This window comes from Bartonella sp. TS25HLJMH, from assembly GCF_042193505.1.
Taxonomy (GTDB): Bacteria; Pseudomonadota; Alphaproteobacteria; order Rhizobiales; family Rhizobiaceae; genus Bartonella; species Bartonella grahamii.
Genome location: NZ_JBHILV010000002.1, coordinates 79,785 through 99,388, shown reverse-complemented (window position 1 = coordinate 99,388; position 19,604 = coordinate 79,785). Strand labels below are relative to the sequence as shown.

At 38.0% G+C, this 19,604-nt stretch carries 11 protein-coding genes; 6 read left to right on the top strand and 5 right to left on the bottom strand.

The window, feature by feature from the left end; all coding sequences use genetic code 11:
- The first annotated feature begins 48 nt into the window (after positions 1-48).
- Positions 49-2,676 (top strand): aminopeptidase N, encoded by a 2,628-nt coding sequence (gene pepN, locus ACFINF_RS01575; protein WP_375619377.1) that lies wholly within the window; start codon positions 49-51, stop codon positions 2,674-2,676.
- Positions 2,677-2,961: 285 nt separating this feature from the next.
- Positions 2,962-5,283 carry an ATP-binding protein gene (locus ACFINF_RS01570; RefSeq protein ID WP_375619376.1) on the top strand — a complete coding sequence of 774 codons (2,322 nt, stop codon included), beginning with the start codon at positions 2,962-2,964 and terminating at the stop codon, positions 5,281-5,283.
- On the opposite strand, the gene ACFINF_RS01565 is transcribed toward ACFINF_RS01570, so the two are convergent.
- Positions 5,280-5,804, bottom strand: a complete 525-nt coding sequence (locus ACFINF_RS01565) for a methylated-DNA--[protein]-cysteine S-methyltransferase (RefSeq protein WP_273788414.1) — start codon at positions 5,802-5,804, stop codon at positions 5,280-5,282. The genes ACFINF_RS01570 and ACFINF_RS01565 overlap by 4 nt on opposite strands.
- Positions 5,805-6,630: 826 nt before the next feature.
- On the opposite strand from ACFINF_RS01565, the gene carB reads away from it, so the two are divergent.
- The 3 genes from carB (at position 6,631) to ACFINF_RS01550 (ending at position 12,096) form a co-directional block, all read left to right on the top strand.
- Positions 6,631-10,116: a carbamoyl-phosphate synthase large subunit gene (gene carB, locus ACFINF_RS01560; RefSeq protein WP_375619375.1), complete on the top strand. Its 3,486-nt coding sequence runs from the start codon at positions 6,631-6,633 to the stop codon at positions 10,114-10,116.
- Between the two features lie 246 nt (positions 10,117-10,362).
- Positions 10,363-10,572, top strand: coding sequence for a cold-shock protein (locus ACFINF_RS01555; protein WP_012754908.1), 210 nt, complete (start codon positions 10,363-10,365; stop codon positions 10,570-10,572).
- A 321-nt stretch (positions 10,573-10,893) separates the two neighbouring features.
- Entirely contained in the window at positions 10,894-12,096 is a 1,203-nt protein-coding gene (locus tag ACFINF_RS01550) for a pyridoxal phosphate-dependent aminotransferase (RefSeq protein ID WP_375619374.1), read from the top strand.
- A gap of 1,145 nt (positions 12,097-13,241) precedes the next feature.
- On the opposite strand, the gene ACFINF_RS01545 is transcribed toward ACFINF_RS01550, so the two are convergent.
- Together ACFINF_RS01545 and trxB are read right to left on the bottom strand one after the other, a co-directional pair.
- Positions 13,242-14,147 (bottom strand): LysR family transcriptional regulator, encoded by a 906-nt coding sequence (locus ACFINF_RS01545; RefSeq protein ID WP_375619373.1) that lies wholly within the window; start codon positions 14,145-14,147, stop codon positions 13,242-13,244.
- A 42-nt stretch (positions 14,148-14,189) separates the two neighbouring features.
- A complete protein-coding gene (gene trxB / locus ACFINF_RS01540; RefSeq protein WP_375619372.1) occupies positions 14,190-15,146 on the bottom strand; it encodes a thioredoxin-disulfide reductase in 957 nt (318 codons plus the stop codon).
- A 312-nt stretch (positions 15,147-15,458) separates the two neighbouring features.
- On the opposite strand from trxB, the gene ACFINF_RS01535 reads away from it, so the two are divergent.
- Positions 15,459-16,853 carry a TrkH family potassium uptake protein gene (locus ACFINF_RS01535; protein ID WP_375619468.1) on the top strand — a complete coding sequence of 465 codons (1,395 nt, stop codon included), beginning with the start codon at positions 15,459-15,461 and terminating at the stop codon, positions 16,851-16,853.
- 1,143 nt (positions 16,854-17,996) lie between these two features.
- On the opposite strand, the gene ACFINF_RS01530 is transcribed toward ACFINF_RS01535, so the two are convergent.
- Positions 17,997-19,055, bottom strand: a complete 1,059-nt coding sequence (locus ACFINF_RS01530; RefSeq protein ID WP_375619371.1) for a glycosyltransferase family 4 protein — start codon at positions 19,053-19,055, stop codon at positions 17,997-17,999.
- Positions 19,056-19,072: 17 nt separating this feature from the next.
- Positions 19,073-19,546, bottom strand: a complete 474-nt coding sequence (gene greA, locus ACFINF_RS01525; RefSeq protein ID WP_007347010.1) for a transcription elongation factor GreA — start codon at positions 19,544-19,546, stop codon at positions 19,073-19,075.
- Positions 19,547-19,604: the final 58 nt, after the last annotated feature.

Genomic DNA, 19,604 nt, shown 5'->3' with positions numbered 1-19,604 from the left:
AATTAAACACCTTCTTCTTTAACTCTTAAAATACGAATGGGAAAAACTATGGAACAGCCAACAACATCTATTTATCGTTTGGAAGACTATCAGCCAACCCCTTACGCTATCCCTAAAACACAACTTTCCTTCCAATTGGCACCAACAAAAACCTATGTTACAGCCATATTGTCTATTGAATCCCGTCACAATACAAAAAAATTAACACCTCTTGTTCTTTCTGGTGATGATCTTACTTTAATTTCCGTTTCTATTAATGATGAGACATTAGCCCCAAACACTTATAAAGTGACGCCTTCACGTTTAGAAATTACAAACCCACCAGCGGCTCCTTTTACATTGAAATTGGTTACGGAACTGAATCCTGAAAGCAACCGCCAACTTATGGGCCTTTATCTTTCAAATGGTGTTTATTGCACACAATGCGAATCGGAAGGTTTTCGTCGTATTACTTATTTTTACGACCGCCCAGATGTTCTTTCTACCTATAGAGTGAAAATTGAAGCAGATTCCCAAACAATCCCAATCTTGCTTTCAAATGGTAATCTGGTGGAAACAGGAACTTTAGAGAATAATCGCCATTTTGCTACTTGGGAAGATCCTTATCCCAAACCATCTTATCTCTTTGCTTTAGTAGGTGGAGATCTTGATAAGTTAGAAGACCATTTTACAACTGTATCTGGACGACGTATCGAGCTTGGTATCTATGTGGAAAAAGGAAAAACAAAACGCGCAACCTATGCAATGGATGCTCTTAAACGTTCCATGCGTTGGGATGAACAATGTTTTGGGCGCGAATATGATCTTGATGTTTTTAATATTGTTGCTGTCTCCGATTTTAACATGGGAGCAATGGAAAACAAGGGACTTAACATTTTTAATGATAAATATGTTCTCGCAGATCCTGAAACAGCAACCGATCAGGATTATAGAAATGTTGAACGTGTCATTGCACATGAATATTTCCATAATTGGAGTGGTAATCGTATTACCTGTCGCGATTGGTTTCAACTATGTTTAAAAGAAGGATTCACTGTTTATCGTGATCAGGAATTTTCATCAGATCAAAATGTACGCAGCCTACAGCGAATTGAAAATATAAAAACATTAAAAGCTACTCAATTTGCCGAAGACGCTGGTCCCCTCGCTCATCCTGTACGTCCTCGTCAATATAGCCAAATTAACAATTTTTACACCACAACTGTTTATGAAAAAGGTGCTGAGGTTGTTCGCATGATACGGACTATTTTAGGACCCTCTCTATTTCGTAAAGGTACTGATCTTTATTTTCAACGTCATGATGGACAAGCTTGTACAATTGAAGATTTTATCGCCTGTTTTGCTGAAGTATCTGGTCAAGACTTTTCCCAATTCATGTTGTGGTATGAACAAGCTGGAACACCAAATGTAGAAATCGATAGTCATTATAGCGATGGTGTTTTAACAATTCATGCAAAGCAACATATTCCCGAAACCCCACAACAAAATACCAAAAAGCCCATGCTTATCCCTATATTATTTGGCTTGTTAGGACCTAATGGAGAAAACCTCACCTATGAAGCGGATACGGATATTCAATCAAACGTTATGCTTTTATCCAAGGAAAACCAAACGTTTACATTAAAGGGTCTGCGTGAAAAACCTGTTTTATCACTCCTTAGAGACTTCTCTGCACCAATCAATCTACACACTCCATTCAATGAAAGCGAATTTATTTTTCTTGCACAACATGATGACAATCACATCAATCGCTGGCAATCTCTTAATCATTTAATGACGCAAGCTTTGATTCAAAACATTCAAGATGAAACAAAAGCAAAAGAGGGTATGCCCTCTGCTTTGATAAAATTGATTGAAGCTATCATTACAGATGAAAGTCTTGAACCTGAGTTTCGTGCATTTTGTTTAAGTTTACCGAGCGAAGTTGAACTTGCCCATACACTTGGTAAAAATGTTGATCCAGAGCGTATTCATCATGTGCACAATCAGTTTTTAGCTTCGCTCGCGCATACACATCAAGGACTCTTCACAAAATTTTATGGGCAAATGCAAACCAAAGAGCCCTATTCATCAAACACTGTACAAGCTGGAAAGCGAGCATTAAAGAATATAATACTGGATTATCTTTCCATTACTGAGGCCAATCCAAATCGTGCTGCCACACAATATGCAACAGCTGATAATATGACTGACCGTATGGCTAGTATCGCTGTTCTCGTGAAGCGTTTTAATGAAAGTGAGCAGGCGCAAAATGCCTTAAATGATTTTGAAAACCGCTATCGCCATGATCCTTTGGTCATGGATAAATGGTTTTCCATTCAAGCAATGGTTGCAGGGGCATCAACGCTCGAGAATGTTCAAAAGCTCATGCAACACCCGCTCTTTTCAAAAGATAATCCCAATCGTGTGCGTTCCCTAATCGGTGCCTTTGCCTCTAACAATCTCACGGGCTTTAACAGGATGGATGGAGCATCTTATCAATTTCTTTGCCAAATTATTTTGGAAATTGACAAAAAAAATCCACAGCTCGCTTCATGGTTATTAACAACGATGCGCTCTTGGCGACAATTAGAACCCATTCGACAACAAAAACTTGAAACTGAATTAAAAATGATTGCTGCTGCGCCAAAGTTATCAAGCGATGTCGCTGATATCATCAACCGTCTGCTCACTTGAAACGAAAATTTATTTTAAATCAATATTCTATAATATTTTTTAAATAAATTCTACAGACTATTCAATCATCATTAAATCTATAAACAGGCAATCTAAGCCTGTTTATAGATCATGTTTAAAATGCCTTTTCCTTTTCATATTCCAAGTTCATAGAAGTAAAATTATTTTTTTTTAAAAAAAGACTGGACAGAAGACTCCTGTTTTGATTCATTGCATTCGATGGGGTTACTATGAATATCGAAGCAGTTTTTAAATCACATTATTCCATAATTAAAGGAACTGGAAATGGCTAAATTGGACGCATATCATGCGCCAACGGAGGTGTATGCTGATTCAAAATCGAGCGCTCCAAGTCATAAAGCGCAGAAAAAACGTATTCATCTGCTTTCTGGCTCCGCCTATCAAAAGCTTCTCTTTATTGAACCTTGGTTGCGTCGCTCACTTCCGTTTGTTATTTTAGCATTTCTTATTGTACTTGCATCAATTCGTTTTATATCACTCTATGATTGGCGTAACACGATTGATAAGAACACGCGTTCTACCATCACTCTCTTAGCTTCTCATATTACCAATACAATTAATCATGACTTACTGGCTGTTTCTCAGAAAGGAAAAGTCTCTGCCCTTTCTCATAGTCATTTGCAAAATATCCTCACCACTTTTCGTAATCAAGATCTTATTAATCCTAGCACTCTGATCGCCATTATTGATCAAAAAGGAAATGTCTTAGCTTCATCCAGTTCAGAGATTTCTTTAGGAAAACCTTTGCAAGATTTTATCTCTGACAGCATTGCTTTACAATCTCTTGGACAGCACGTTGGAATTATGAAAATCACAATAGGAAAAGATGCCCCTGCTCTTGCTTCATTTCAGCAAACAGAAAATGGGCAATATGGCGTATTCATTAGCGAAAAAATGCAAGATAGCGCCATGGAATGGCGGAAAATTCTCTCGTTAAATATAACCCTATTCATTGGAACTAGTGGCGTTATCCTCGCTCTTCTTTATGCTTATTACAACCAAATTGTACGAGCACGCAAAACGGATCTTGTCTCAGAAAAAATTCAAAACCGTATTGATATGGCAATGATGCGTGGACGCTGTGGACTATGGGATTGGAATATGGCAAGTGGACGCGTCTACTGGTCACGAGCAATGTATGAAATGCTGGGCTATGTCCCTCAAGATGCATTGCTCTCAATTTCCCAAATTAGCGCCATTATCAATCCAAATGATGCGAACTTTTTTGATCTTGCTCAGGAATTAATGAGCGGTAAAAAAAAGCATATCGATATTAACGTTCCCATGCGTCATGCCGATGGCCATTATGTCTGGATGCGCATTCGTGCTGAAGTTACTGAAGAAGAAGAACCCCATTTGGTTGGTATTTCCTTCGATATTAGTGAACAGCAACAATTGGCTGAACAAACAGCGCAAGCCGACCTTCGTATCCGTGATGCGATTGAAAACATTTCAGAATCTTTCGTCTTGTGGGATTCAGAAGGACGTTTAGTCATGTCCAACAGCAAATTTTGCGAATATGCTGCTATTCCTAAACAAATTCTACAATCCGGTATCCAACGTGCAACCGTCGAAGCCATGGCACGCCCTGCACTCAGTGAATATCCCCTTAAAGATGATGGTACTGGTAACTTAACCAGTATTCGCCAAACGGCAGATGGTTGTTGGCTCAAAATTAACGAACGGCGAACCCAAGACGGAGGATTGGTTTGTATTGGTACTGACATTTCTGAGCTTAAACAACAACAGGAAAAATTTGAAGACAGTGAAAGGCGTCTTTTTTCTTTTATTCAAGAACTCAAACGTGCTCGAGGAAGTGCTCAACAACGTGCCTCAGAAGTTGAAAAACTTAATAAAAGTCTCAAGGCAGAAAAAGAGCGTGCTGAAAGTGCTAACAAAGCTAAATCAGAGTTTTTGGCTAATATGTCCCATGAATTGCGCACTCCACTTAACGCTATTCTAGGCTTTTCAGATATCATGTTGCAATCGACTTTTGGACCTCTTGGCTCACAACGCTATAAGGAATATATGCATGATATTTACAATTCGGGAACCCATCTTCTAACCCTTATCAATGACATCCTTGATATGTCAAAAATTGAAGCTGGAAGATTTTCGCTTGATTGTAAAAATACCGATCTTGAGCCCATCATTAGTGAAGCAGTACGGACACTAACGCCTCAAGCTCAAGAAAAAAATATTGTTGTTACAACAAATATTACGCCAGAACTTCATGCTGAAGTTGATGGTCGTGCAATGAAACAGATTTTCCTTAATCTCATCTCTAATGCCGTTAAATTTACGCCTTCTGGCGGAAATATTGATGTCTGTGCTTTCAAGAAAAAAAACAACCTTATTTTTAAAATTACAGATACAGGTGTTGGTATTCCCCAATCAGCAATTAAAAAACTTGGGCAACCTTTTGAACAAGTTGAAAATCAACTTACTAAATCTCACACGGGCTCAGGTCTTGGCTTAGCCATTTCACGCTCCTTGCTAGAACTCCACAAAGGAAAACTTGAAATTACCTCAAAAGAAATGAAAGGAACAACTGTAACGATTATAATGCCCATCACACAAAATTAAATTCCTCCATTTTGTTCTCGTTGTAGCAAAATCTGTTTCCGTTTGGATCCCCAACGATACCCCGAAATAAAACCATTTTTACGCACAACACGATGACAAGGAATGATAACAGCCAATTCGTTACGTGCACACGCATTAGCAACGGCACGAAAAGCGTTCGGTATACCAATACGGCATGCTAAGACTTCATATGAAATTGTTTCACCACATGGTATATCACATAATACTGCCCATACTTGTCGTTGAAAAACTGTACCATTTATATCTAAGGGAAAATTATATTTTTTGACCAACTTAGGTGTTTCTATCATGGCTATAATATGAGCAACTTCTCTCTTAAATGTATTGTCACCTACAACTTGTTGTGCATTGCCAAATCGTATCGTAAACTCCTGTAATAATTGCTCTATAGTGTCTCCTAACGCTATATAACAAATCCCTTTTTGAGACCTAGCCACCAAAAGCTTTCCTATTGATACATCTTTCAGACAGAATATTCTCGTTTGGGAAATGTTCAGCATTTTAGCCTTCTTTATATTTTTAAATATTTTAAAAAGTTTTGAACATCATCCATAAAGTAAAGAGAGAGTATTCACTATCTTTTAACAGCAAACAAAATCATTCTGAAATTATCTCCTTAGCCATTGTATTAAAATACACTCTCACCCTTTTATGAAATGGAAACATACATCTATTGATTTTCTTCCTACCCTAAAACGGAAAGTTCGACCAGAACCGATCTATCAACAATCTTGCTTTTTATCTAACAGATTCCAACTAAGACCATTTCATATGGTTTATTTCATAAGCTCTCTAAAAACAAATCCCGCCCTGAATTCTATCATAGACTCTAACAAAAAACACCTTAATGTAGTAAATTTTCATACCTTATATCACAGCTCTAAACGGTAGTACTTTACGGAACAACAAGATAAACTTCCCATTTCATTTTACGAAATCCCATCGAACCATAAATAATGGCTTATGTTTTACAAGCAACAGAAAAAGTGCGCACCCTCTTTAGGAAAACAACGTCATAAAAACACAAAATATGCCTGCAATGGACTGGAAAGATGTTCCGGCTTTTTATTCTCCACAGTATGCTTAAATATTCTAATTTGTTGGAGCACTATTATTATTTTTTATCAAAGATCATACTTTTGATATACTGACGAGATGACTCAGCTCAAAAAAGAAATTTATCTTCAATTTTATGAAAAAAAGCATGGAAAAGGTATTTTAGTGCTTACTTTCTTTATCACTTAACTTATAAAATGACTGTAGCCTCAGAACTGAAATATTTTACCCGCAACAATTGCGCACAGATATTTGTCATAGGAAAAAGCCATGCCCAAACGCACAGATATAAAATCTATTCTTATCATCGGAGCAGGACCTATTATCATTGGTCAGGCATGTGAATTTGATTATTCAGGCACACAAGCCTGTAAAGCATTAAAAGAAGAAGGTTATCGAATTATTTTGGTAAATTCTAATCCTGCCACGATTATGACAGATCCAGATCTAGCTGATGCAACGTATATAGAGCCCATTACTCCTGAAATAGTTGCCAAAATTATTGCCCACGAACGTCCCGATGCCCTTTTGCCCACTATGGGAGGACAAACAGCCCTCAACACTGCTTTATCATTAAAGCGTATGGGTATTTTAGACCGCTATCATGTTGAAATGATAGGGGCCAATGCTGATGCTATTGATAAAGCTGAAGATCGTGCTTTATTCCGCCAAGCGATGGCAAAAATCGGTTTGGAAACGCCACGCTCTATGTTAGCCAATGCAACAGAATTAAAAGAAGAAAATCGCCGACAGCACGCAAAAACGCGTGCTGAACTTAAAGCAAAACTTTCTGGTGCTGCACTTGATAAAGCACTCGAAGAACTTGAGCGAAACTGGCGACATACCGAAATTGATCGCAAACAACATTATATCGCCCATGCAACAGCAAAAGCAGTTCAAGCTCTTGATGTTGTTGGACTTCCAGCTATTATTCGTCCTTCATTTACCCTTGGTGGAACCGGTGGTGGAATCGCTTACAATCGTTCTGAATTTTATGAAATTATCGAACGCGGTCTTGAAGCTTCGCCTACAACAGAAGTTTTAATTGAAGAAAGTGTTTTAGGGTGGAAAGAATATGAGATGGAAGTTGTTCGTGATAAGAACGACAACTGTATCATTGTTTGTTCTATTGAAAACATTGATCCAATGGGGATTCATACCGGTGATTCGATCACTGTAGCACCTGCTCTCACCTTAACAGATAAAGAATATCAATGTATGCGTAATGCTTCGATTGCTGTTTTGCGTGAAATTGGTGTTGAAACGGGGGGATCCAATGTACAGTTTGCTGTCAATCCTGAAAATGGGCGCCTCATTGTTATTGAAATGAATCCGCGTGTTTCTCGCTCTTCAGCGCTTGCCTCAAAAGCAACGGGGTTTCCCATTGCCAAAGTAGCGGCTAAACTGGCTGTTGGTTATACTCTTGATGAATTAAAAAATGATATCACGGGTGGTGCAACACCAGCATCATTTGAACCTTCTATTGACTATATTGTGACAAAAATTCCTCGTTTTGCTTTCGAAAAATTTCCCGGTTCATCGCCTGTCCTTACAACTGCAATGAAATCTGTAGGAGAAGTCATGGCCATTGGACGCACTTTTCAAGAATCGTTACAAAAAGCACTCCGTGGACTTGAAACAGGACTTACGGGTCTTGATGAAATTGTTATTCCAGAGCATGCTGAAGGTGATGAAAAAAGTTCTATACGCTCCGCCATTGCAATACCAAGCCCTGATCGTCTACGCTATATTGCTCAAGCCATGCGTACAGGCTTACCCATAGATGAGATTCACCAAATTAGTAAAATTGATCCGTGGTTTTTAGAACAAATAGCCTCCATCATTGAAATGGAGCAGCGTATCCGCGTTCATGGATTACCCCAAGACGCAGATAACTTACGTATGTTAAAAGCTATGGGATTTTCAGATGCGCGATTAGCCTCCCTTACTGGAAAAGAACCCGATGATATCGCAGCTTTACGCAAATCACTGAATGTTAAACACGTCTTCAAACGAATTGACACTTGTGCCGCTGAATTTTCTTCTCCTACAGCCTATATGTATTCAACATATGAAGTTCCCTTTGCAGGTGTAGAGCACTCGGAAGCACACATTTCTGAACGCAAAAAAATTGCTATTTTAGGCGGTGGACCAAACCGCATTGGGCAAGGTATTGAATTTGATTATTGTTGTTGCCACGCTGCTTTTGCACTGCGTGATGCAGGCTTTGAAGCGATTATGATTAACTGTAATCCTGAAACAGTTTCAACCGACTATGATACCTCTGATCGCCTTTACTTTGAATCTTTAACAACAGAAGATGTTATCGCTATTTTAGAAGCAGAACAGGAAAAAGGAGATTTGGTTGGAGTCATCGTCCAATTTGGCGGACAAACACCCTTGAAATTGGCAAGCGCTCTAGAAAAACACAACATTCCCATCTTGGGTACTTCACCTGACGCTATCGACTTAGCTGAAGATAGAGATCGCTTTCAAAAACTGTTATTTAAACTTAACTTAACACAACCTCAAAATGGTATTGCTCACTCCATCGAACAAGCACGCCTCATTGCCCACGAACTAGGCTTCCCATTGGTTGTACGTCCCTCTTATGTTTTAGGAGGACGTGCTATGCAAATTATCCGTGATGAACGTAGCTTACAAAATTATTTACTGGAGAGTGTCCCAGAATTAATTTCAGAAGATATCAAAGTCCGTTATCCTAACGACACAACAGGACAAATCAATATATTGCTTGGTAAAAATCCGCTTCTCTTTGATACCTATTTAACAGAAGCAATTGAAGTAGACGTTGATTGTCTATGTGATGGCAACGAAACACTGATTGTTGGTATTATGGAACACATTGAAGAAGCTGGTATTCACTCTGGTGATTCAGCATGTTCTTTACCAGTCCGTACACTCTCAAATAAAATAGTTACTGAATTAGAGCGCCAAACCAAAGCATTAGCACAAGCACTTTATGTTCGCGGCTTCATGAATGTACAATATGCTATAAAAGATGACACCATTTATGTCTTAGAAGTCAATCCCCGTGCTTCACGTACTGTCCCATTTGTTGCAAAAACGATTGGTCGCCCTATTGCTAAAATGGCTGCACGTATTATGGCAGGAGAAACACTTCATGATGCTCTTCAAGCTTATGGTGGATTACCTGCTTTGCAGGAAAAACAACATATTGCCGTCAAGGAAGCAGTGTTTCCTTTTGCTCGTTTTTCAGGTGTTGATACACTTCTTGGTCCAGAAATGCGCTCAACCGGTGAAGTTATGGGACTGGACTATGAATTTTCGCTTGCTTTTGCTAAAGCCCAACTTGGAGCTGGTGTAAAACTCCCTAAAGAGGGAACTTTGTTCGTTTCTGTAAGAGATGAAGATAAAAAACGCATCTTAAATCCTGTAAAACGTTTAACTGAGCTTGGCTTTTCTGTTGTCGCCACAAGTGGAACACATAAATTTCTTACCGAACACCACGTTGAAGCAACAAAAATCAACAAAGTCCTAGAGGGACACCCCCATATTGAAGATGCTATTCGTAATCGCCAAATTCAATTGATTTTTAATACAACTAGCACTGCCAGTGCCATCTCAGACTCAAAATCATTACGTTATGCAGCACTCATGCAAAATGTTCCCTATTATACAACAATAGCTGGAGCCGAAGCCGTCGTAGAAGCGATCAAAGCACTCAAAAAAAGGCGCCTTGAAGTACGTTCCCTACAAAGTTATTTCAGTTGATTTTTTTCTACTCAGCAAAGTATACACTGTTTTCTTATTTTTTCTTTATATAAAAATTGATTAAGGCTTGCTTTTTGTTCTAAAGACTTTTATAGAAGTTTCATCGAATTTTCGGTTACGTGACTTTCTTTCCTGTGCAATCTGCACTTTTGACGAAACTTCTCCCACCTAATTTCGATCTACAACCGTATTGAAGGAATGAAAGCTTCAATACTCAATATAATTATATATTCTAAGGAGTTTCCTATGTCTACAGGAACAGTTAAGTGGTTTAATACAACAAAAGGTTTCGGATTCATTCAGCCTAGTGATGGTAGTGCAGATGTATTTGTACACATTTCTGCCGTTGAGCGTTCTGGTCTAAACAGTCTTAATGAAGGGCAAAAAATTTCTTATGATGTTCTTCAAGATCGTCGTTCAGGAAAATTTGCCGCTGGCAACCTTGCAGCCCTTTAAGGTTTAAATTCTGCAATATTTTATTTAAAATCTTCGTCTGTAACGACGAAGATTTTTTTATTTTGTATAAAGCATCATTTCACCTTGTTAAAATAAAGACTGCTTATCTCCTTTGCACAATTTATCACCTCCCCCCTTTATACTTCCTCTAAAACTTTCTTAAAATTTAAGAAGAGATTATCTTGTAAAAATCTCAAAAAAGGAAAATGTAAAGCCCGTGTAAGAGTATTTTGGAAGTTTTTTATTGCATACAATATAATCTCTTATAGAATATCCTTAAAGCAATAACCATTTGTTGATATAATATAAGGATTTAAAATTATGGCTTTTATTGCCGACAAATTGTCTCGTATCAAACCTTCTGCAACAATTGCTGCTTCCCAAAAAGCCCGTCATTTAAAAACATTAGGGCGCAACGTTATTGCTTTAAGCGCTGGAGAGCCAGACTTTGATACCCCAGACAACATCAAAAACGCGGCCATTGAAGCTATTCGAAGAGGAGAAACAAAATACCCTCCCATATCTGGAATTCCAGAATTGCGCCAAGCAATTTCTGCAAAGTTTAAAAGGGAAAATAATCTCAATTATGAACCAGAGCAAATTATTGTTGGAACCGGCGGTAAACAGATTCTCTTTAATGCATTGATGGCAACTTTAAATAAAGGGGATGAAGTCATCATTCCATCTCCTTATTGGGTAAGTTATCCAGAAATGGTCGCACTCAACGATGGTAAGCCTGTCTTTTTAGAAACAAAAGCCGAATTTTCTTATAAACTCCAACCACAAGAGCTGGAAGCTGTCATTACCCCGAAAACCAAATGGTTCATCTTTAACTCTCCTTCAAATCCATCAGGTGCCGCTTATACACATAATGAATTGAAGAAACTCACAGACGTTTTAGTAAAATATCCTCATGTTTATATTCTTTCCGATGATATATATGAACATCTCACATATGAGGGTTTTACCTTTGTTACTCCAGCTCAAGTAGAACCAGCGCTTTATGAGCGTACACTCACAATGAATGGTGTTTCCAAAGCATATGCGATGACGGGATGGAGAATCGGCTATGCAGGGGGACCACAAGAATTAATTAAAGCTATGGATACCATTCAAGGTCAACAAACATCTGGAACAAGTGTCATTTCACAATGGGCTGCTTTTGAAGCACTCAATGGGCCACAAGACTTTATCGCTAAAAATAAAAGTATTTTTCAAGCACGCCGTGATCTCGTTGTTTCCATGCTAAACCAAGCTCCTGGCATTCACTGTCCAACGCCCGAAGGTGCTTTTTATGTTTATCCTTCTTGCACAGGACTTATTGGAAAGAAAACACCAAACGGTCAATATATTACGAATGACGAAGACTTTGCCATAGCGCTTCTAGAAACAGAAGCTGTTGCTGTCGTCCAAGGATCTGCTTTTGGACTTGGATCTGCTTTTCGTATTTCTTATGCAACATCAGAAGAATTACTTGAAGAAGCTTGTATACGTATACAGCGCTTTTGCAACAGTTTAATTTAAAATTTTTAATATCATCTCTTGTGATCGTTTTTTTGCCGAATGTCAGTATATCCGAGAAAATATCGAAAATTGTATCATGGTCTGAATCAATCGATTCAGCAAAAATATCCGTGAATAAATACAACAATAAAAGCTGTAGTAGATAAAGATCAAATAAATCTAGCGATCAATAAATGAATCGGTTTATTATCATGAGATGATGAAAAAACTATTCTGCTTTCTCTATTTAATTTATAACTCTAAAAAAGATCGAGCGCTTTTAAATACAATTGCCCTTATAATCAAATCTTTTCTATTTCTCGGCTTCTTCTTCGTCATAAAATGAAGAAGAAGCCACCTCCCGTCGTTATGTAAACAATCCAGTTTCCTTTAAGTTCTATCTAATAACGACTTGATTTACTTCATAGGCTTTATGAACAAGACCTCCCTTAAATATTCACCTCACACTCTAATAAAAAGCACTTCATGCATAAAGTTTTAAATATTTTATATCACACCGCTAAAAGACAGACTTTTATGCTACAACAGGATAAATCTCTCTCAAACTCCTTATTGAATTTTAGTATTCTTAAAAAAGTGTTGGATATCCACAAGTTTCGAAATTTTTTTCTTATCATCCTCCCATATATTGCAATTTCTAGGGCTCTTTCAAAAATAAAAAAAAGCCGGACATATGTCCGGCAAATCTGGAAAATCCTCAGAGATAAAATCAATCTGATAGATCTTCGTAAGGGAACACTCAAGAAAATGCACTGGGAGGCAACATAATCAAGAGATAGTATTCTATGTCATTTTATAAGAAAAAGTACAATAACGACTTAAGCGTATCTGCTATGCAATAAACACATATCTTTAAATTTGGCTCCATCATGTACCACTATTTTAATTAAATATAAAAATGTAAGCTACTCCATCACACGATTGTCCAGTTTTCAATATATGATAACCCTCACATTTGCTAGCATTCATAAAAAACATTTATCCCTTTTTTCAAAAGTATTTCTCCACACGGACTTCCTCCACTTTTAATGTGCAACGAATAGTTTTAATTGATTCAATATGGGTAAATTTAAAACGAAAGAATATTAGGGGGAGTCTCAAGTTGTAAAACAGTTAATTATTCCTTATAAATTAAGGCATTAACATTAAAAAGACCATTGACGGGCTTTTAAAAAAATATAATCTCGAAAAGCATTTAATCTTGCCAAATTCTTTAAATTATAAGGATAACAAAAAAAAGTATCAAAAGAAGGAATATCAACCATATCAGGAAAAAGACGCACCAAATGCTCATTATTATTGACGATATAATCAGGCAGCACAGCAATCCCAAGATCACGCATAAGCGCATTCTTTATTGAGATGATATTGTTGATTTGTAGAACTGAAACGCGCAATGATCCATCACTTCTACCAGCCTTTTCCAACCAATTTAAGCCAGACAAATAAGGTGGGACAGGTTCACCGAACGAAATAATACGATGCTCATCGAGATCAGACAATTTTTCCGGCTTTCCATAATTTGCAATATACTTTTCCGAAGCATAAACATGCATATGAATTGTAAAGAGTTTTCTTTGTATAAGATCAGGTTGTTGGGGTTGATGTAAGCGAACAGCACAATCCGCATGACACATTGTCAAATCAAGCTCTTCATCGGAAAGCAAAAGCTGAACCTGCATATCAGGATAAAGACTAAGAAATTCTGGCATACGCTCTGCAATCCACCCTGCCCCCATTCCAAAGGTCGAGGTCACACGCAAGTGCCCCGTTGGTTTTGCATAGCTTTCACTTAATTGCAAACGTACACTTTCAAGCTTCATCAAAACATCGTGAGCTGTACGATAAAGAGTTTCTCCCTGTTCTGTAAGAATCAAACCACGCGCATGACGTTGAAATAAGGATACCCCAACCTCTTGTTCTAAAGCCGAAACCTGTCGTGAAACTGCTGATTGAGATAAATGAAGTTTTTGAGCAGCATGCGTAAAAGATCCCGCTTCTGCTGCAGCGTGAAAAACCCTTAACTTATCCCAATCCAACGGTGGCGCCACAATTAATTCTACCTCTAGATTCTTTATGTTCTCAATGAGTTACTAACGCTTAGGTATATCTAAAAACCGTTCTGCTTCCAACGCTGCCATACATCCTCTTCCTGCAGCTGTTACAGCTTGGCGGAATGTTTCATCTGTTACATCCCCAGCAGCAAAAACACCAGCAATGCTTGTTGCTGTTGAGTCCGGTGCTGTCCATAAATAGCCGCCTCGTTTTTGTTTCAGCTGTCCTTCAAACAGAGAAACAGCAGGATCATGCCCAATAGCAATAAATATTCCCTCTGCATTCACTTCCATCTCATGACCTGTCTTAACATTTTTCAGACGTGCCCCTGTTACAACAGCGCCCATTGCCCCCTGTGCTGGCAGCCCCACAATTTCTTCCACCACATGATCCCAAATGATACGTACGTTCTTGCAAGCAAGCAACCTATCTTGCAAAATTCTTTCTGCCCGAAAATGATCTCGGCGATGCACCACGCTTACACTTTTAGCCAAATGCGATAAATAAAGTGCTTCTTCAACAGCGGTATTTCCTCCTCCCACGACAATAACGTCCTTATCACGGTAAAAAAAGCCATCACATGTAGCACAAGCGGAAACACCACCGCCCATAAAGGTCTGTTCACTTTCTAAACCAAGCCAGCGCGCTTTAGCTCCTGTTGCAATAATCAGTGCATCACAAGAATATTGTGTTCCTGAATCCCCATATAAGACAAAAGGATACTTCAACAAATCAGCCTTTATAATTGTATCATAGACAATTTTTGTCCCCATATTCTCAGCTTGTTTTGCCATTTGTTCCATCAACCACGGTCCTTGAATAGGATCTGCAAAACCTGGATAATTCTCAACATCAGCTGTAATTGTCAATTGTCCACCCTGCTGCAAGCCCGTCACCAAAACCGGCTTAAGCATTGCTCTTGCTGCATAGATCGCCGCTGTATAACCAGCCGGACCTGAGCCAATAATCAGCAGACGAATATGCGATTGTACCATTAAATCCCCTTCACTTTATTATAACTTAATTATTCTATAAATGATAACGGAATGCAGCCTTTTAAAAAAATATTTTTCAAGAACTCCAATTATGTTATATATACTTCATTTTCAAGTTTTATAAAAAGGTCTGATTACCAATTTCATCAAGGCATGCTAATGTTAAGAATTAATCTTTATCCTATAAAGAGAAAAACGTAAATTCTTATGAGCACAAAACCATAATAAAAAGAGATACAAAGATAGGGAACGGTCATTTTTCAGTTTATTATCAATGTCTGTGCACGTTTTGCGTTAATCATGGCAGGAGCAATGCTTTTGCCAATTTTTGTGGATCTGCACGACAACAATCGTAATTGGATAACCTTTCTCTATTCTTGTGCCATAACCACCATGTTAGCAACGCTGATTCTTTTAGCAACTAAGGGAGCTACTTGTCGTTTTTCAGCACGGCTTGGCTTTATGCTCACTGTTTGTCTTTGGCTAACAGGAAGCATCGTAGGTGCCTTACCTCTTTATCTTTCTCCTCTTCCCATTTCTCTAGCAGGAGCCATTTTTGAATCTGTTTCTGGAATTACAACAACAGGCTCTACAGTCCTTTCTGATCTTGATAATTTATCGCGAAGTATTTTGTTATGGCGTTCTCTTATATGCTGGATTGGGGGCATTGGTTTTATCGGTTTAGCCCTCTTACTTTTGCCTTCACTGCGTGTGGGTGGCGTACGACTTTTTCATATGGAATCATCTGATAAATCTGAAAAAATATTGCCTCGCATCAACCAAATTGCTAACGGAATTATCATCGCTTATGTTGGACTCACATTGGCTTGTATGCTTTCTTATTTTGCTGCAGGCATGAATTTATTTGATGCCATTAACCATGCAATGAGTACAGTAGCAACAGCTGGTTTTTCAACGCATGATGCTTCTTTTGGTTATTTTTCTGATACACCAGCCATCTTAATTATTTCAACAATCTTCATGTTGCTTTCTGCTTTGCCCTTCGTGCTTTATGTTAAATTAGTCCTTCCTGGACACCCAAAACGCTTCCTTGACCCACAAGTGATTGTTTTTCTCCATATCGTTCTCCTTTTCAGCTTTGCGTTAGCGGCATGGCTACGGTTTTATGATCATCGCGCGTTCCACTTGATTTTCCTTGATGTCATTTTTCACCTTTCATCCATTATTAGCACCACAGGTTACAGCGCTGAAGATTATCAACTTTGGGGACCATTTGCGCTTGGAATTTTCTTCATTGTTTCTTTTACAGGCGGATGTGCTGGTTCTACTTCTGGTGGCATGAAAATCAATCGCCTCATTATTCTTTGGCGTATTACACAAACAAATATAGAAAAACTTCTTTCTCCTAATGTCGTTGTAAAGGCGCGCTACGATCACTCAAATATATCAAACGATGTTGCTCAAGCCGTTTTGTTTTTTGTCTGTCTTTATATGTTTTGCCTTGTTATCGGCACTGCACTTTTGCTTACAACCGGTCTTGACTTTACCTCTGCCTTTACGGGGGTCTTAACCGCACTTTCAAATGTTGGTCCAGGCTTTGGAGATATTATTGGCCCCACTGGTAATTTCTCTACAATCAACGATAATGCTTTATGGATTTTAAGTTTTCTAATGTTAGCTGGACGCCTTGAAATCATAACAATATTCGTCCTTTTTATTCCCGCTTTCTGGCGTGAACAATTCTAATGCATAAAGCATTTTATTCTACCATGATAAAAAATTTACAACATAAAAAGGTGTGAACAGTATGAGTCATAATATTCACCCCTCACTCAATCCACTGAAGATTTCCTAAAATTTCATACAAATCATCATATCAACGATATAAATGTTGATATAAAAATAATTTGACAAGAGCAATCAAATACCAAGAGCCTTCAAATCCAGAACATATAAAACTTCACTTTATTGATCTTCTTTATCAAATAAAGTGGGCACATAGAACATCCTTTTTTTACGAATAATCTCTCATGCAAAAAATATGAATATTTACTGATAAAAGTGCTTTTTCTCTTTAATAGAGTTACATCCTTATAGAAAATAAAATGCTATTATATTACGAATTCACAAGCTTGTTTGTAAAAAACATCTCACAATACTCATCACCCCCATTTCACGACAGCTCTCATGAAAGATATAAAATGGGCACCATCATTTTTACTTAAATAATAATAAGGTGCAAGGCGGTACCACAAAATAAGATATAAATTAGTACCACCATACTATTTTCTTTCTGTTAATGTCGTAACAGCCTGCATTTCAGACAATTTATAAGAAATTTCTTTATACCCTGTCTTCAATAGTTTTTATCCACCACATGCTTTCTTCCAATTGTGATGTGCAAGAGGATAGCTCTTATTCAAATTAAAAAGGTAAATTATCTATAGAAATCATATATATATATATTGATCTTAGATCCATCTTATTATGAATTTATTGAAAATATGTACGACTATTTTACCCATGGAGACACCATAAATATCTTTTTAAAGACAAGAAAACGTTTTTTCTATCTATTTAAGTCTTCCAAAACGAACAATATCAGTACGACACCGTATATCTAGACTTGAGTTAAAGCATTATTTTCTTATTCTAAAATAATTTTCCTCTCTCCTAGTATGCTTCATCATAAAGCACATATTGCTCTCAAGCGTATACATTTTTAATCTTTTATCCAAAATTTTGAGAACTTCTTATAGCGTTCTACTAAAGACAATATAAATTTTGTAAAATAACATTTATATCATTGAGCTGTTTTCTTGATGACTATGAAAAACCTTTAAGGAAAACACTTTTTATCACTCCTCAAAAAGATTTTTGATATAATAATCAAAGTGTTTTTTCCGCAAACAGTTCTTTGTAAACACGCTCAATCTCGGTTGTCTCCTTTTCCAAAGGAAAGTGTGTACGAACATGGGTTAAAGCTTTCTTTCCGGCTACCAATGTTTTTTCTACATCAGCAAAATAAGGTTCAATTGCTGCTGTTAAAGCCGCTCCATCTCCTGCTTTTACAACTGTTCCTGTTCCCTCGACCACCAATTCTTTATAAGCTCCTGCATCACTCGTTACAACCGCAACCTGTGATGCCATTGCTTCTAATGGTGTTAAACCGAAACCTTCTGTACGAGAAGGTGCAACATAAAGCGATAAACGACGATACCACAAAGGGATATCCAGAATCTCACCAAGAAAAATAATGCGATCATCCAGACCAGCCTTAGCAATCTTTTGGCGTAATTCTTTTTCAAAATGATAATATTGCTCTGTCGTACGACCAGCGATAAGTGCTGTCCATTTAGGATAGTCAGGCAATAATGCTATCATGGCATCAACAAATAAATCTGTTCCCTTTGAGTAACGCAGACGCCCAAAACACCCTACCGCATATTTTCCTGGAAATCCTGTCGAAGAAAAGCAATCATCAAGAGTCTGTGGTGGAGTAAAACGCCTCACATCCACCCCATGCATAATAACCTTATGAGGCACTTCTAGATAAGCGCCCGTATGTGTACTGGTAGCGATAACCCTATCCATACAGCGAATCAACCATTTGGTAAAAGGCTTATGATGGCGTTGTGAAGCCGATGTAAAGATAAGTTTCAGCTTCATTTTCAAGATATCGCGCAAAAAGATCCCAAAAAGCATCTCAATATTGCGTCGTGCATGCCAAATACGAAATGGCTTCCCTTTCGGACTTTTCCAAAGTCCGAAAAGGTCCCTAAAGGCAAGAGCCGGCAAAGTTTGTGGTAAACCAAACCCCAAAGTGGATATACGCACACCCTGTTCGCGTTGCAGTGGAATAAGCTGAATAATCGTAGATGTTACTCCCGATAAACGCCTTTTAAAGTGAGGCGCAATAATCTCAGTTTCATCCAAAGATACACGCATAATAATCCATATGTTATTTAGATGTACTGAACCTTAATGATCTCGTAATTATGCGCACCACCGGGTGCATTTACCTCAATCACATCACCTTCTTGCTTGCCAATGAGTGCACGTGCGATAGGCGAAGAAATAGAGATTTTACCAACCTTTACATCAGCTTCTTGATCTCCTACGATCTGATACACTTTTTTTTCTTCAGTATCCTCATCCAAGAGTTTAATGGTTGCTCCAAATTTTATTTTGTCGCCTGAAAGACGCGAGACATCTATAACCTCTGCTCGTGCGATATAATCTTCAAGCTCATTTATACGCCCCTCATTATGGCTTTGCGCTTCTTTAGCTGCATGATACTCAGCATTTTCTGATAAATCACCATGTGCACGCGCCTCAGAAATTGCTTCAATAATTCGCGGACGCTCCTGTTGTTGACGCCAACGCAACTCTTCTTTAAGACTCTCAAAACCAGCTGTAGTCATCGGAACTTTTTCCATAATCCGTCCCTTTCTATTACACGGAAGGTTTAATAAAAATACAAAAAACGGCTTCCAA